16 protein-coding genes are annotated in these 13,007 nt (G+C 60.6%); 2 read left to right on the forward strand and 14 right to left on the reverse strand.

Annotation, left to right across the window (positions count from 1 at the left end; translation table 11 throughout):
- Window positions 1-174: 174 nt before the first annotated feature.
- The 9 genes from hemW to FZE95_RS17285 form a co-directional block, all read right to left on the reverse strand.
- Window positions 175-1,359 carry a radical SAM family heme chaperone HemW gene (gene hemW, locus FZE95_RS17245; RefSeq protein WP_150302064.1) on the reverse strand — a complete coding sequence of 395 codons (1,185 nt, stop codon included), beginning with the start codon at window positions 1,357-1,359 and terminating at the stop codon, window positions 175-177.
- Complete coding sequence (rdgB, locus tag FZE95_RS17250) at window positions 1,356-1,961, reverse strand: RdgB/HAM1 family non-canonical purine NTP pyrophosphatase (protein ID WP_150302065.1); 606 nt, start codon at window positions 1,959-1,961, stop codon at window positions 1,356-1,358. The genes hemW and rdgB overlap by 4 nt, the downstream gene beginning before the upstream one ends.
- On the reverse strand, window positions 1,954-2,403 hold the full coding sequence (locus FZE95_RS17255; RefSeq protein WP_150302066.1) for a DUF4426 domain-containing protein: 450 nt from the start codon (window positions 2,401-2,403) through the stop codon (window positions 1,954-1,956). The genes rdgB and FZE95_RS17255 overlap by 8 nt, the downstream gene beginning before the upstream one ends.
- Window positions 2,404-2,418: 15 nt before the next feature.
- Entirely contained in the window at window positions 2,419-3,009 is a 591-nt protein-coding gene (gene metW, locus FZE95_RS17260) for a methionine biosynthesis protein MetW (RefSeq protein WP_150302144.1), read from the reverse strand.
- A gap of 2 nt (window positions 3,010-3,011) precedes the next feature.
- Window positions 3,012-4,154, reverse strand: a complete 1,143-nt coding sequence (gene metX / locus FZE95_RS17265; protein ID WP_150302067.1) for a homoserine O-succinyltransferase MetX — start codon at window positions 4,152-4,154, stop codon at window positions 3,012-3,014.
- Window positions 4,155-4,293: 139 nt separating this feature from the next.
- Window positions 4,294-4,584 (reverse strand): DUF167 family protein, encoded by a 291-nt coding sequence (locus tag FZE95_RS17270; RefSeq protein WP_150302068.1) that lies wholly within the window; start codon window positions 4,582-4,584, stop codon window positions 4,294-4,296.
- A gap of 29 nt (window positions 4,585-4,613) precedes the next feature.
- Window positions 4,614-5,204: a YggT family protein gene (locus FZE95_RS17275; RefSeq protein WP_150302069.1), complete on the reverse strand. Its 591-nt coding sequence runs from the start codon at window positions 5,202-5,204 to the stop codon at window positions 4,614-4,616.
- A 9-nt stretch (window positions 5,205-5,213) separates the two neighbouring features.
- Window positions 5,214-6,032, reverse strand: coding sequence for a pyrroline-5-carboxylate reductase (gene proC, locus FZE95_RS17280; protein ID WP_150302070.1), 819 nt, complete (start codon window positions 6,030-6,032; stop codon window positions 5,214-5,216).
- Between the two features lie 3 nt (window positions 6,033-6,035).
- Window positions 6,036-6,737 carry a YggS family pyridoxal phosphate-dependent enzyme gene (locus FZE95_RS17285; RefSeq protein ID WP_150302071.1) on the reverse strand — a complete coding sequence of 234 codons (702 nt, stop codon included), beginning with the start codon at window positions 6,735-6,737 and terminating at the stop codon, window positions 6,036-6,038.
- 78 nt (window positions 6,738-6,815) lie between these two features.
- Between FZE95_RS17285 and FZE95_RS17290 the strand changes: the two genes are divergently transcribed.
- Window positions 6,816-7,850 (forward strand): type IV pilus twitching motility protein PilT, encoded by a 1,035-nt coding sequence (locus FZE95_RS17290; RefSeq protein ID WP_150302072.1) that lies wholly within the window; start codon window positions 6,816-6,818, stop codon window positions 7,848-7,850.
- Between the two features lie 60 nt (window positions 7,851-7,910).
- Window positions 7,911-9,053, forward strand: coding sequence for a PilT/PilU family type 4a pilus ATPase (locus tag FZE95_RS17295; protein WP_150302073.1), 1,143 nt, complete (start codon window positions 7,911-7,913; stop codon window positions 9,051-9,053).
- A gap of 78 nt (window positions 9,054-9,131) precedes the next feature.
- Here the strand turns inward: FZE95_RS17295 and FZE95_RS17300 are convergent, their stop codons facing one another.
- The 5 genes from FZE95_RS17300 to FZE95_RS17320 are packed head-to-tail and all read right to left on the reverse strand — an operon-like array spanning window position 9,132 to window position 12,915.
- Window positions 9,132-10,400, reverse strand: a complete 1,269-nt coding sequence (locus FZE95_RS17300) for a dihydroorotase (RefSeq protein WP_150302074.1) — start codon at window positions 10,398-10,400, stop codon at window positions 9,132-9,134.
- 2 nt (window positions 10,401-10,402) lie between these two features.
- A complete protein-coding gene (locus tag FZE95_RS17305; protein ID WP_150302075.1) occupies window positions 10,403-11,398 on the reverse strand; it encodes an aspartate carbamoyltransferase catalytic subunit in 996 nt (331 codons plus the stop codon).
- A 7-nt stretch (window positions 11,399-11,405) separates the two neighbouring features.
- Window positions 11,406-11,912 (reverse strand): bifunctional pyr operon transcriptional regulator/uracil phosphoribosyltransferase PyrR, encoded by a 507-nt coding sequence (pyrR, locus tag FZE95_RS17310; RefSeq protein ID WP_150302076.1) that lies wholly within the window; start codon window positions 11,910-11,912, stop codon window positions 11,406-11,408.
- The gene (ruvX, locus tag FZE95_RS17315; RefSeq protein ID WP_150302077.1) at window positions 11,909-12,346 is read right to left on the reverse strand and encodes a Holliday junction resolvase RuvX; all 438 of its coding nucleotides are present in this window, start codon (window positions 12,344-12,346) and stop codon (window positions 11,909-11,911) included. Before ruvX ends, pyrR begins: the two co-directional genes overlap by 4 nt.
- The gene (locus FZE95_RS17320) at window positions 12,346-12,915 is read right to left on the reverse strand and encodes a YqgE/AlgH family protein (protein WP_150302078.1); all 570 of its coding nucleotides are present in this window, start codon (window positions 12,913-12,915) and stop codon (window positions 12,346-12,348) included. Before FZE95_RS17320 ends, ruvX begins: the two co-directional genes overlap by 1 nt.
- Window positions 12,916-13,007: the final 92 nt, after the last annotated feature.

A 13,007-nucleotide genomic window follows, 5' to 3' on the forward strand; every position in this document is an offset into this window, starting at 1 on the left:
ACGCCGTAGAGGGAGAGGGAGGAGACCATCTCATCGAGTTCCATCTCGACCATAGGCGTCGCCGGCTCGTAGGTTGGCCAGGATGGAACCTGGCCCTCCATAGCTGGTGCTGTCGTGGAGCGTGGAGCTTTGTTCCAAGCTGGCGACGCGGATTGGCGGTTCATCCCCATCGAGCTATGACTCGAGAAACATCTCAAGCAGATCATTGAGAAACAACCGCCCGCGCTCGGTTGGGCGCAGGCGTTCTTCCCATGGTTCCAGCAAGCCTTTGTCCATCGCCAGCTGTAGTTGCGGAGTGATGTCTGCCAGCGCCAGGCCCGTTCGCGCCGCGTAGTACCCGGTCGGCACACCTTCGACCAGACGCAGGGCATTCATCAGAAAATCAAAGGGCAGTTCCGCTGCCCCCAGCTCCTTGCGCCCGGAGCAGAAGGGGCGGGCCGGATCCAGGTAATCCTTCGGCGTGCGGGTCTTCCAGTAGCGTTCAATGCGACCATCGGGATGGCTGAATTTGCCGTGGGCGCCCGCACCGATACCGATAAAATCGCCGTACTGCCAATAGTTGAGGTTGTGCCTTGCCTGCTGCCCGCGGGCATAGGCTGAAATCTCATACTGAATGAATCCCGCTTCGGCCAGCCGCGCCTGACCCGCTTCCTGGATATCCCAGAGCACGTCTTCCACCGGCAGGGTTGGCGGCCGTGAATAGAACACGGTATTGGGCTCAAGAGTCAGCTGGTACCAGGAGAGGTGTTCAGGACCGAGGGCGATCGCCTGCTCGATATCGGCGCGCGCATCCGCCAGGGTCTGGCCGGGCAGGCCATGCATCAGGTCCAGATTGAGATTATCGAAACCGGCGCGGCGGGCCATGTCCACGGCGCTCAGCGCTTCGCGGTCGTCGTGAATGCGACCCAGGGCCTTCAGGTGCGCCGGGTTGAAGCTCTGAATGCCGATCGACAGCCGGTTGATGCCCGCGCTGCGATAGTCCGCGAACTTGTCCTGTTCGAAGGTGCCCGGATTGGCTTCCAGCGTGATTTCAATATCCGCGGCGAAATTCAACCGAGTGGCCATCGCTTCCAGCAGCCGACCGAGGCTCGCCGCGGAAAACAGGCTTGGTGTGCCACCGCCAAAGAAGATAGAGGTGAGTTCGCGCCCGTGCGTGCCGGGCAGATCCTCTTCGAGATCGGCTATCAGCGCATCGATGTAGGCGTCTTCAGGCAGGCCTGAGTCGCTGGTGTGCGAGTTGAAATCACAATACGGACATTTGCGCACGCACCAGGGGATATGCACGTAGGCGGCAAGAGGCGGTCGTTGCAGGATGGCAGCCGCGCCAGTTGAGCCTGGCGCGCGGCGGGGATTGATCACGACAGCCCGAGGCGGGAACGCAGTTGCGCCATGGCCCGACCACGGTGACTCAGGCGGTTCTTTTCGTCGGCCGGCAGTTCGGCGCTGGAGCACCCGGTCTCCGGCACCCAGAACAGCGGATCATAGCCAAAGCCATTGCTGCCGCGGGGTTCGGTCAGAATGCGTCCACGCCATGCGCCTTCACACACAATGGGCGTCGGATCATCCGCGTGCATCAGTAGCGCCACTACGGAAATAAATCGCGCTCCACGCTCGGCTTCCGGCACGTCAGCAAGCGCTTCAAGCAGCTTGGTATTGTTCGCTGCATCGCCGCCGCCCCCTGCGTACCGTGCGGAATAGATGCCCGGCGCGCCGCCTAACGCATCCACAGCCAAGCCGGAATCATCGGCCAACGCCGGCAGGCCGGACGCGCGTGCAGCGTGCCTGGCCTTGAGTATGGCGTTCTCGATGAAGGTGAGGCCGGTTTCTTCAGCTTCCTCGCTGAGAAACTGGCTCTGCGGCAGAACGTCCACCGCATCCCCCAGCATGGCCTGCAGCTCGGCCAGTTTGCCGCGGTTACCGCTGGCCAGCACCAGCTGGCGAAAAGGCAACGCCTTACTCATCCGGATAGAATTCCTGCATGAAGGTCATGGTGTGTTCCGGTGCGCCTTCTTCTGTCTGCACCGAGACTTCAAAGCGCAAAACGCCACGCTGGGCAGCTGTATAGTTCGCTACGAAGTAGATGGCTTCTTCTTCCTGTACGCGAATGAAATCAAGATCCTGGCGCTGCTCCAGCACGTTTCGTACGTTGCCCTCGACAATGGCATCGATCGGCTCAGGACCCTCCGGCGTTTGACGCTGGACGGCTATATTGATCACACCATGGGTCGGGCCGCGTTCCAGTCCTACGTTGGCAGCGGTTTCAGGGGGCAGGTAACTGCTGTTGAATACGGTGCGGTACACCAGCAGATCGCCAAAGCGCTCGGGCTCGGCGGGGCTCTGTGCTTGTGCCATGGCGAGAGGGGCGGCCAGAAACAGCATGGTGCATAGCAGCTTGCGTAACATAACGGTACTCCTTGATCAGCGTGTAACACGGTAGATTGCGATCTCACCCAACAAGTTCGGCCATAGGGCGCTCAGTTTTCCAGCCTGATGCGACTGGTCTACTACCAGCCGGTCCAGGATCTGAATAGAGCGCTCGCGGCACAGATCCTCAAAATCCCTGAATGTACAAAAGTGAATGTTGGGCGTGTTGTACCAAGTGTAGGGCATGAAATCGGACACCGGCATCTCGCCGCGTAATCCGAGATACAACCGGCAACGCCAGTGGGCGAAATTGGGGAAGGTCAGAATGCCTTCCTTGCCGATGCGCAGCATGTCTTCGAGGACGCGATCCGGATAGTGCATGGCCTGCAAGGACTGGGTCATGACCACTGTATCGAAGCTCTTGTCCTCGAAGTTGTCGAGTTCCTTGTCCAGGTCCTGTTCGATCACGTTGACGCCCTTGCGCACGCAGGCACTGATCTTGTCCGGATCGATTTCCAGCCCATAACCGTGCACGCCCTTGCTGTCTCGCAGGTAGCTCAACAGCTCGCCATCGCCGCAACCCAGGTCGAGTATGTGGCTGTTGGGCCGAATCCATTGTTCGATGATTTGCAGATCGGCGCGCAAGGTCATGCGTCCACCTCGATACGGTTCATATAACCACTCAGCGCGTCGGCATAGCGGGGTATCGGCAGCAGGAAGGCATCGTGGCCCTGGGCTGCCTCGATTTCCAGATAGCTTACCGGCTTGTTAGCGGCCATCAACGCATTGACCAGCTCCCGCGAGCGCGCCGGAGAGAAGCGCCAGTCGGTGGTGAAGGAAATCACCAGGAAGCGAGCTTTGACGTTTTGCAACGCCTTGGTCAGGTCGCCACCGTGGCTCTCGGCGGGGTCAAAATAATCCAGCGCCTTGGTCATCAGCAGATAAGTGTTGGCATCAAAGCGCGCGGAAAACTCCTGGCCCTGGTAGCGCAGATAGCTCTCGACCTGGAACTCCACACTGGTGAAATCGTAGTTGAGCCGATCGGTACGCAGCTCGCGGCCGAATTTCTCGCCCATCGAATCATCCGACAGGTAAGTGATATGGCCGACCATGCGGGCCAGCATCAGGCCGCGTTTGGGGATGACGCCAAAGGCGGCGTAGTCACCGTTGTGAAAATCCGGGTCAGTGATGATGGCCTGTCGGGCGACCTCGTTGAAGGCGATGTTCTGCGCCGACAGCTTGGGTGCCGCGGCGATTGCCACGCAATGGCGAAGGCGCTCGGGATAGCTGATCGCCCACTGGATGGCCTGCATACCGCCGAGGCTGCCGCCCACTACCGCGGCCCAGCAATCGATATCCAGCACATCAGCCAGGCGCGCCTGGCTATGCACCCAGTCTTCAACTGACAGAACCGGAAAGGTTGCGCCGTAGATCTTGCCGGTTTGCGGATTGATGCTGCCGGGACCTGTGGAACCGTGGCAACCGCCCAGATTATTCAGGCTGACCACAAAGAAACGGTTGGTATCAATCGGCTTGCCGGGACCAATGCAGGCATCCCACCAGCCGGGCTTGCGGTCATCCACATTGTGATAGCCAGCGGCGTGGTGGTGCCCGGACAACGCATGGCAGATCAGCACGGCATTAGTGCGGCTGGCGTTAAGTGTGCCGTAGGTTTCGTATACCAGGTCAAACTGGGTCAGAGTCTTGCCGCAGGCCAGCCGCAGCGGCTCTGAGAAGGACTGACGCTGGGGAGCGACCAGGCCAACTGAATCAGCAGGAAATCCGGACATCGGGAGTTTGTTCCTTAAACGCGGCTGCGACGAAGCGTCAACAGACCCTATTAACTGGTAGCGCAGGAGAGGATAGATACAGCGCGCGCACCCAGCGAACGAGGCGCCAGTCTAAAGAGCGCAACGGGTGGGTGCAATATCAGCAGCGGCTGATCTTCAGTTCGGGCGGCAATACGCCAGGCGCCTCAATGGCAACGCGTTTCTGTCTGCTTTGCTGGCCACTGAGCAGGCTGACCCGCGGCCTCGGCACGGCGAACGCTGTGGCCAGGAATTTCAACAGCATCTCGTTGGCTTTGCCATCCACTGGCGGGGCGCTGATACGAATCTTCAGGCGTTCGCCGTGCAGCCCGGCAAAGCCCACGGCCCTGGCGCCAGGCTGCAGGTGACAGTCCAGAATCAGACTGTCGTCGCGCCATGAGTAGAACGCCATAAGCTCGCCCCGTTGCGTGTCGCTGGCCCTTAGAGCGCCAGGGTCAAACCACGGGGCATACCGGTCGCGGCAGCCAGATTGGCGACGACCAGCATGTCGACCAGGCGCAGGGCAATGAAGGCGAAAATCGGCGAGAGATCCAGCCCGCCCATCGACGGAAGTATGCCGCGAATGGGCGCCAGCACGGGTTCGCAGAGTTGCTGTACCAGCATGGCTGCAGGGTTGCTGCTGTGCGGCGCGACCCAGGACAGAATCACGCTGATGATCAGGGCGAAAAAGAAGATCTTGAGGAACAGGGCGGTGACGCCTATCAGTGACCAGACAAGCAGTTGCCCGATGTTTGGCAGCGCGTACCCCATCAGCATGACGATGATCGCTATCAGTACCAGCTGGATCAGAATCGCCAGCACCAGGGAGGCCATGTCCAGCCCGCCAAAGCTTGGCACAACCTTGCGCAGCGGCTTGAGCAAAGGCTGGGTGGCGCGCACGATGAACTGCGAAAGCGGATTGTAGAAGTCGGCGCGTATCAGCTGCAGGATGAAACGCAGCAAAACCACCAGCAGATACAGACTGCCAAGCGTCTGCACCAGATATATTGCTGCCATGTTGACGTTATTCATAGTGGTTCCTTATGCAAGTTCCCTGGACATTTCGGCTGCACGTGCGGCGGCGGCCTGCATGGCCCGTGCGACAATTTCCGGCAGGTCATCATTGGCGAAGCTGTTGATCGCCCGTTCGGTGGTTCCGCCTGGCGAGCTGACGCGACGGCGCAGTTCCGCAGCGTCGACATCGCTGTGTACGGCCATGTCCGCTGCGCCCAGCGCGGTATACAGCGTCAGGCGTTCGGCAGTTGCGCGTGGCAATCCGAGCTGTTCACCTGCGGCAATCATCGCCTCCATCATGTAGAAGAAGTAGGCCGGACCGCTGCCCGACACGGCAGTTACCGCATCGATCTGTGATTCCTGATCCAGCCACAGGCTGATGCCGACCGCGTTGAGGATGTCTTCGGCCTGGCCTTTCTGCTCGGGCGACACGGCGGCGTTGGCAAACAGACCGCTGACACCCTGACGGCGCAGCGAAGGCGTATTGGGCATGCAGCGGACGATGGCCGTCTGCTCGCCCAGCCAGTCGCTGAGACTGGCACTGCTGATGCCGGCGGCAATGGAGATGATCAACTGACCCGGCTTGCGCTCGGTGGGCAGCGCACGGCACACCGCCTGCATGACCTGAGGCTTTACCGCCAGCACCAGTACGTCACATTCGGCGGCCAGCCTGGCGTTGTCCGTGGTGGTGCGGATGTTCAGTTCGGCGGCCAGTTTGTCGGCCTGCTCGGCCCTATGATCGCTGGCCAGGACGCGCTCGGGTTGCATGCCCTGCTGCAGCATGCCGCCGATGAGGCTGGTGGCCATATTGCCGGCGCCGATAAAGCCGATAGTCGGAGCGGTCATGATTTATCCTTGATCGGAAAGAGGGTTTGAATAGTCCCGGGGGCCGAACAGCGCGGTACCGATACGTACGATTGTCGAGCCTTCCTGCACGGCTTCGGTGAGGTCATCGGTCATCCCCATTGAAAGCGTATCGAGAGGTTGCGGCAGCGCTTGCATGGCCTGTCGCAACTGTTGTAACGGAACGCGCCGCGCCGCGCTGTCATCCGCTGGCGCCGGAATCGCCATCAGCCCGCGCAGCCGCAGCCGGGGCAGGCTGGATACCGCAGCTGCCAGCGCAGGCAAATCGTCGGGCATTACGCCGGATTTGCTTGCCTCAGCGCTGATATTGACCTGCAGACAGATATTCAACGGCGGCAGGTCCGCAGGCCTCTGATCGGAGAGGCGCTGGGCAATTTTCAGGCGGTCAACGCTGTGCACCCAGTCGAAATGCTCGGCGATGGCGCGGGTCTTGTTTGATTGAATGGGGCCGATGAAGTGCCAGGTGAGCGGCAGGTCTTGCAGCGCGGCTATCTTGTCCAGCGCTTCCTGCAGGTAATTCTCGCCAAAATCGCGTATACCGTGTGCCCATGCGTCCCGTATTGCAGTTGCTTCCCGGGTCTTGGTCACCGCCATCAGCGTCACTTCCTGCGGGCCGCGCTCGGCGCTCTCTGCGGCGCGGAAAATGCGGTCGCGAACGTTTGCAATATTGTCTGCTATCGTGGACATTACTGTCTCTGGATACCTTGCCAATCGGATTTGATCTGCCGGCATTCTACATGCATGCAGGACGCTATGGGGAACCCTATGGATATTACTGAGCTGTTAGCCTTCAGCGCCAAACAGGGCGCGTCGGACTTGCATCTTTCGGCCGGATTGCCGCCCATGATTCGAGTGGATGGCGATGTGCGTCGGATCAACGTGCCGGCGATGGAGCACAAGCAGGTGCACGCGCTGATCTACGACATAATGAATGATAAGCAGCGCAAGGATTTCGAAGAATTTCTCGAAACCGACTTCTCCTTTGAAGTACCCGGCGTTGCCCGCTTCCGGGTTAACGCCTTCAATCAGAACCGTGGCGCAGGCGCGGTGTTCCGGACCATTCCGTCCAAGGTGCTGACCATGGAAGACCTCGGCATGGGCGAGGTGTTCAAGAAAATCTCTGACGTGCCGCGTGGGCTGGTGCTGGTTACCGGGCCAACGGGCTCGGGCAAATCAACGACCCTGGCGGCCATGCTCGATTATCTGAACGGCACCAAGTATCAGCATATTCTGACCATCGAAGACCCGATCGAATTCGTTCACGAATCGAAGAAATGCCTGATCAATCAGCGCGAAGTGCACCGCGACACGCTGGGCTTCTCCGAAGCGCTGCGCTCGGCGCTGCGTGAAGACCCGGACATCATCCTGGTCGGCGAGATGCGCGATCTGGAAACCATCCGCCTGGCATTGACCGCCGCAGAAACCGGCCACCTGGTATTCGGCACGCTGCACACCACCTCGGCCGCGAAGACTATCGACCGGGTAGTGGACGTGTTCCCGGCGGAGGAAAAATCCATGGTGCGCTCGATGCTGTCGGAGTCGCTGCAGGCGGTTATCTCCCAGACGCTGCTGAAGAAGATCGGCGGCGGCCGGGTCGCGGCCCATGAAATCATGATGGGCACGCCGGCGATTCGTAACCTGATTCGTGAAGATAAGGTTGCGCAAATGTATTCCGCCATCCAGACCGGGGGCAACATTGGCATGCAGACGCTGGATATGTGTTTGAAGGGCCTGGTGGCTAAAGGACTCGTCACTCGGGATGCGGCGCGCGAAAAAGCCAAAGTGGCTGATGGCATCTAACTATTTGCCAACGCAGGCCGATACTCAGCTACCGGCCCGGACGGCGATCGAGGGATAGTAATGGAATTTGAAAAATTATTGCGGCTGATGGTCGAGAAGGGTGCTTCCGACTTGTTCATCACTGCGGGCGTAGCGCCCAGCATGAAGGTGAACGGGAAAATCATGCCCGTGACCAAGACGCCGCTTTCGCCCGAACAGACCCGCGAAACGGTACTCGGCGTGATGACCGAGGCCCAGCGGCGCGATTTCGCTGACCAGCGGGAATGTAATTTTGCGATCAGCGCCCGGGGCATCGGGCGTTTCCGGGTGAGTGCCTTCTATCAGCGCAATCTGGTAGGGATGGTTCTGCGGCGCATCGAAGTGAACATTCCGACCATGGAGGATCTGCGGTTACCGGAGATTCTCAAGAAGTTGGCGATGACCAAGCGGGGCCTGGTGATCTTTGTTGGTGCCACGGGCACCGGTAAATCCACTTCGCTGGCGTCGATGATCGGCTATCGCAACAAGAACTCCAGCGGCCATATCATCTCCATCGAAGATCCTATCGAATTTATCCATCAGCACCAGAACTGCATCGTTACCCAGCGTGAAGTCGGGATCGACACCGATTCATTCGAGACGGCACTGAAGAACACCCTGCGTCAGGCGCCGGATGTGATCCTGATTGGCGAGGTGCGGACCAAGGAAACCATGGACCACGCGGTGGCCTTCGCCGAAACCGGCCACCTGTGTCTGGCCACACTGCATGCCAATAACGCCAACCAGGCGCTGGACCGGATCATCCACTTCTTCCCGACTGACATGCATCAGCAGGTGTGGATGGATCTGTCGCTGAATCTCAAGGCGATCGTTGCCCAGCAGTTGATCCCGACACCGGATGGCAAGGGGCGGCGTGCGGCCATTGAGGTGTTGCTCAATACGCCACTGGCTGCGGACATGATCCGCAAGGGCGAAGTGCATGAGCTCAAGCCTTTGATGGCGCGGTCGAACGAATTGGGTATGCAGACCTTCGATCAGGCTTTATACAAACTCTACAGCCAGGGTGAGATTACCTACGAAGATGCACTCGCCCACGCCGACTCGGCTAACGATCTGCGTCTGCTGATCAAGCTGGGCTCGGAGACAGATGGCAAGCATCTCATGGGTGATAGCAACACCGGCCTGTCCCTTGAGCCTGACGCGGACGAATTCCGGCGGCGCTAAGCCTCGCCGCTAACCCCGGCCGCTAATCATTAGTCAAGCCCGCTCCGGACCCGGAGCGGGCTTTCTGCAGGTCAAATCCTACGCCTGATAGACCAGACGGCCGGCGCTGAAGGTGTGGGTAACCGCGCCCGGCACGCCCAGCCCCAGGAAGGGACAGTTGGCCCCCCTGGATAGCCAGTTCTGACCGATTTCGCTGGAGGCGGCCGGATCGAACAGGGTGATGTCCGCCCAGTCGCCGATGCTCAACTGTCCCGCCGGCAGATGCAATGCTCTGGCCGGACCGCAGGTCAGGCGCGCCAGCAGCGCCGGCAGTTCCAGCAAGCCGTCTGCCACCAGGGTAAGCGCCAGCGGTAGCAATACCTCGACGCTGCTGATGCCTGGGGCAGACGCAGCAAAAGGTACCCGTTTGGCTTCAGGCTCGTGGGGTTGATGGTGTGATGAAATGGCCTGCACGACGCCGCACTGTACCGCCTGGCGCAGCGCATGTTGGTCTTCGCGGCTGCGCAGCGGCGGCTGCACATGCAGCAGACTTGAGAAGCCTTCCAGGTCCTCGTCACACAGCATCAGTTGGTACATCGCCAGATCAGCAGTAATCGGCAGGCCGCGGGCCTGGGCATCGGCCAGCATATCCATGGCGCGGGCACTGGTCAGGCCGCTGAAGTGTGCGCGTACACCGGTCTGCTCGATCAGCAGTAGATCCCGCGCCAGGGCGACGGTTTCTGCTGCTTCCGGAATGCCTGTCAGGCCCAGACGCGATGCGGTGGCCCCTTCGTGGGCGAGGCCGCCTTCAGCCAGCGCCGGATCCTGCGGCGTGAATATAACCGGCAGGTCGAACCCGGCGGCGTATTCCAGCGCCCGGCGCAGGATGCGGTTACTTTTCATCGGCGCCAGCCCCTGGGTAAAGGCGACGCAGCCGGCATCACGCAGCGACACCAGTTCGCTCAGGTGTTCCCCATCCAGGCCCTTGGTTAATGCGGCAACAGGAAATACGCGAACCTGGCCAGCCCGCTCGCTGCGGTCGAGTATCAGCTCAGCAACCGCCGGTTCGTCGAGCACCGGATTAGTGTCCGGCAGGCAGCACAGGCTGGTTACGCCGCCTGCCGCCGCAGCGCGGGTTTCGCTGGCAATGGTGCCCTTCTGGGACAGGCCGGGCTCGCGCAGGCTGACGTTCAGATCCACCAGTCCGGGGCTGGCAATCAGCCCGCGGGCGTCGATGACTTTCGCCTTGAACCCCTCCGGTGCCGAGCCGATGGCCTCGATTCGGCCGTCAGCGATGTGCAGGTCGGTTATCTCGTCAAGTTGGCTGGCGGGGTCGAGGACGCGCGCACCTTCGATAGTCAGTCGCATGGTTACTGGGTTTCCTGATTGAGCTGGCGCTGGGTGTTCTGACCGGCCATGGCCATCGACATAACGGCCATCCGCACGGCGATCCCGTAGGTCACCTGATTGAGGATGACCGATTGCGGTCCGTCTGCGACGGCGGATTCGATTTCTACGCCGCGGTTGATGGGGCCAGGATGCATGACCAGTGCGTCGGGTTTGGCCAGCGCCAGGGTTTCGCTGGTCAGGCCGTAGAGGCGGTAGAACTCACCTTCACTGGGCAGAAGGCCGCTCTGCATGCGCTCCTTCTGCAGGCGCAACATGATGACGACGTCCACGTCTCGCAGGCCGATGCGCAGGTCGTTGAACACGCGCACACCGTATTGCTCGATACCTGACGGCAGCAATGTGCGCGGAGCGATCACCCGAATGTCGGGACAACCCAGGGTGCGCAGTGCCTGCATGTTCGAGCGGGCGACCCGCGAATGCAGGATGTCGCCCACGATAGCCACTGAGAGATTCTCGAAGCCGCCCTTGTGCCGGCGGATGGTCAGCATATCCAGCATGGCCTGGGTCGGATGCGCGTGATTGCCATCCCCGGCATTGATGATCGCCACGTCAGGGCAGACGTTCTGGGCAATGAAATGCGCCGCGCCGGAATCGCCGTGGCGCACCACGAACATGTCGGCAGCCATGGCCTCGAGGTTGCGCAGGGTGTCGTACAGCGTTTCCCCTTTGCTGGTCGAGGAGGTGGAAATGTTCAGATTGAGTACGTCGGCTGACAGGCGCTTGGCAGCCAGCTCGAAGGTGGTTCGGGTGCGGGTCGAGTTCTCGAAGAACACATTACATACCGTCTTGCCGCGGAGTAACGGCACCTTCTTCACCGCGCGCTCGCCCACTTCAAGAAACGAATCGGCGGTGTCGAGCAGTTCGGTGAGCAGCTCTCTGGGAAGCCCCCCGATGGTCAGAAAATGTCGAAGCTGGCCCTGCTGGTTCAATTGGAGTTGGCTGGAATTCACGCTCATGGGGCTCTCAGTCTGCGGGGTTCAGGGTCAACTTTAATGGCGAAGGGCCGGTCAGTTTAACGCGGCGCCCGGGGGGCAGCACCAGGCTGGCTCCCAGGATATCCGCGCGGATGGGCAGCTGGCGGGCTTCAATATCCAGTAGCGTGACCAGGGTGACCGAGGCAGGGCGACCGTAATCGAACAATTCGTTGAGCGCGCCGCGAATGGTACGGCCGGTCATCAGTACGTCGTCGACCAGCACCAGGTGACGGTCATCAATACTGAACGGGAGTTCCGACGGGCGCACCCGTTGAGGTAAACCGTGTTGTTCGAAATCGTCGCGATAAAAAGCGATATCCAGCGTACCCAGGGGCGCATCAGGGAAGCAGCGGCTATGCAGTTGCTTGGCAATCCACACGCCTCCGGTATGGATGCCGACGAAGGCCGGGTCGCTGCGCTGATGGTGCTCCAGATAACGGGTCAGTTCCTCGGCCATGCTGTCGAGCAGCGGGTCAACCTCGGGTAGGGCGGTCATTGACTCTCCTTGGACAGATTACCCAGCCAGGTCTCGAGCAGCAGGGCTGCTGCCAGACTGTCGACCGGGCTGTCTCTATAGCTGGTCGGGCTGCGGCCGGTGTCACGCAGCTGTTGCTTGGCTTCGAACGTGGACAGGCGCTCGTCAAAGCAATGGGTGGTCACGCGGAAACGGCCTTCGAGCCGTCTGGCGAATTTCTCGGCGCGAGCGCTCATCGCGCTAGGCGTGCCGTCCATGTTGATCGGCAGTCCTACCACGAGTGCGTCGGGCTTCCATTCATCGATCAACCGGGCGATATGATTCCAGTCCGGAATGCCGTCGCGGGCGCGCAGTACAATCAGCGGCTCGGCGCTGCCGGTCAGGCTCTGGCCAACCGCAACGCCGATTTGTCGGGTACCGAAGTCGAAACCCAGTACGCGTACCGCTGGGGTCATCAGGCGTGCCCTGCCTGGCTGGTCAGCAAGCTGAGGTCTATTCCCAGCGTGCGCGCCGCTGCACCAAGCCGTTGTTCGCTCGGCATCCCGAACAGGATGTGGTGATCCGCCGGGCAGCTCAGCCAGGCGTTATCGCCCAGTTCCTGATCGAGCTGACCTGGCTCCCAGCCGGCATAACCCAGCGCCACCAGTGATTCTTCCGGGCCCTGACCGTTGACCATGTCAAACAGGATGTCCCGTGAGGTGGTTAGCTGAATAAAGCCCAGATCGAGGGTGGCTTCCCAGCGCCGCGTTCCTCTATGAAGAACAAAGCCCCGTTCGGTCTGGATAGGCCCGCCGCTGTACACCGGTATGTCGGCGATATCGGAGGGTACATCCAGCTCAGGGGAAGTCTGCTCGAGAATATCGCTCATGCTCAGGCCGCTGAGCTGGTTGACGACCAGCCCCATTGCGCCTTCTTCACTGTGATCGCACACGTAAATGAGACTGTGCATGAATCGCGGATCCGCCATGTGCGGCATGGCGATCAGGAAATGATGGGTCAGATAGTTCGAGGTAATGTCGGTCATGCCCATAGTATTGGGGGTAGCACTGACCGCTGCAAGCGCGAAGCTACAGAGGATGTCGGATTATGCAATTGGCTGGGCGCATCGGCGGAGAT

This window comes from Pseudomonas profundi (assembly GCF_008638305.1).
GTDB lineage: Bacteria > Pseudomonadota > Gammaproteobacteria > Pseudomonadales > Pseudomonadaceae > Halopseudomonas > Halopseudomonas profundi.

What these genes read in the sequence shown, in the direction of transcription:
- rdgB (WP_150302065.1), bottom strand. Translation starts at nt 1,961, where the DNA reads ATGAGTAAGGCGTTGCCTTTTCGCCAGCTGGTGCTGGCCAGCGGTAAC.
- FZE95_RS17255 (WP_150302066.1), bottom strand. Translation starts at nt 2,403, where the DNA reads ATGTTACGCAAGCTGCTATGCACCATGCTGTTTCTGGCCGCCCCTCTC.
- metX (WP_150302067.1), bottom strand. Translation starts at nt 4,154, where the DNA reads ATGTCCGGATTTCCTGCTGATTCAGTTGGCCTGGTCGCTCCCCAGCGT.
- FZE95_RS17270 (WP_150302068.1), bottom strand. Translation starts at nt 4,584, where the DNA reads ATGGCGTTCTACTCATGGCGCGACGACAGTCTGATTCTGGACTGTCAC.
- FZE95_RS17275 (WP_150302069.1), bottom strand. Translation starts at nt 5,204, where the DNA reads ATGAATAACGTCAACATGGCAGCAATATATCTGGTGCAGACGCTTGGC.
- proC (WP_150302070.1), bottom strand. Translation starts at nt 6,032, where the DNA reads ATGACCGCTCCGACTATCGGCTTTATCGGCGCCGGCAATATGGCCACC.
- FZE95_RS17285 (WP_150302071.1), bottom strand. Translation starts at nt 6,737, where the DNA reads ATGTCCACGATAGCAGACAATATTGCAAACGTTCGCGACCGCATTTTC.
- FZE95_RS17290 (WP_150302072.1), top strand. Translation starts at nt 6,816, where the DNA reads ATGGATATTACTGAGCTGTTAGCCTTCAGCGCCAAACAGGGCGCGTCG.
- FZE95_RS17295 (WP_150302073.1), top strand. Translation starts at nt 7,911, where the DNA reads ATGGAATTTGAAAAATTATTGCGGCTGATGGTCGAGAAGGGTGCTTCC.
- FZE95_RS17300 (WP_150302074.1), bottom strand. Translation starts at nt 10,400, where the DNA reads ATGCGACTGACTATCGAAGGTGCGCGCGTCCTCGACCCCGCCAGCCAA.
- FZE95_RS17305 (WP_150302075.1), bottom strand. Translation starts at nt 11,398, where the DNA reads ATGAGCGTGAATTCCAGCCAACTCCAATTGAACCAGCAGGGCCAGCTT.
- pyrR (WP_150302076.1), bottom strand. Translation starts at nt 11,912, where the DNA reads ATGACCGCCCTACCCGAGGTTGACCCGCTGCTCGACAGCATGGCCGAG.
- ruvX (WP_150302077.1), bottom strand. Translation starts at nt 12,346, where the DNA reads ATGACCCCAGCGGTACGCGTACTGGGTTTCGACTTCGGTACCCGACAA.
- FZE95_RS17320 (WP_150302078.1), bottom strand. Translation starts at nt 12,915, where the DNA reads ATGACCGACATTACCTCGAACTATCTGACCCATCATTTCCTGATCGCC.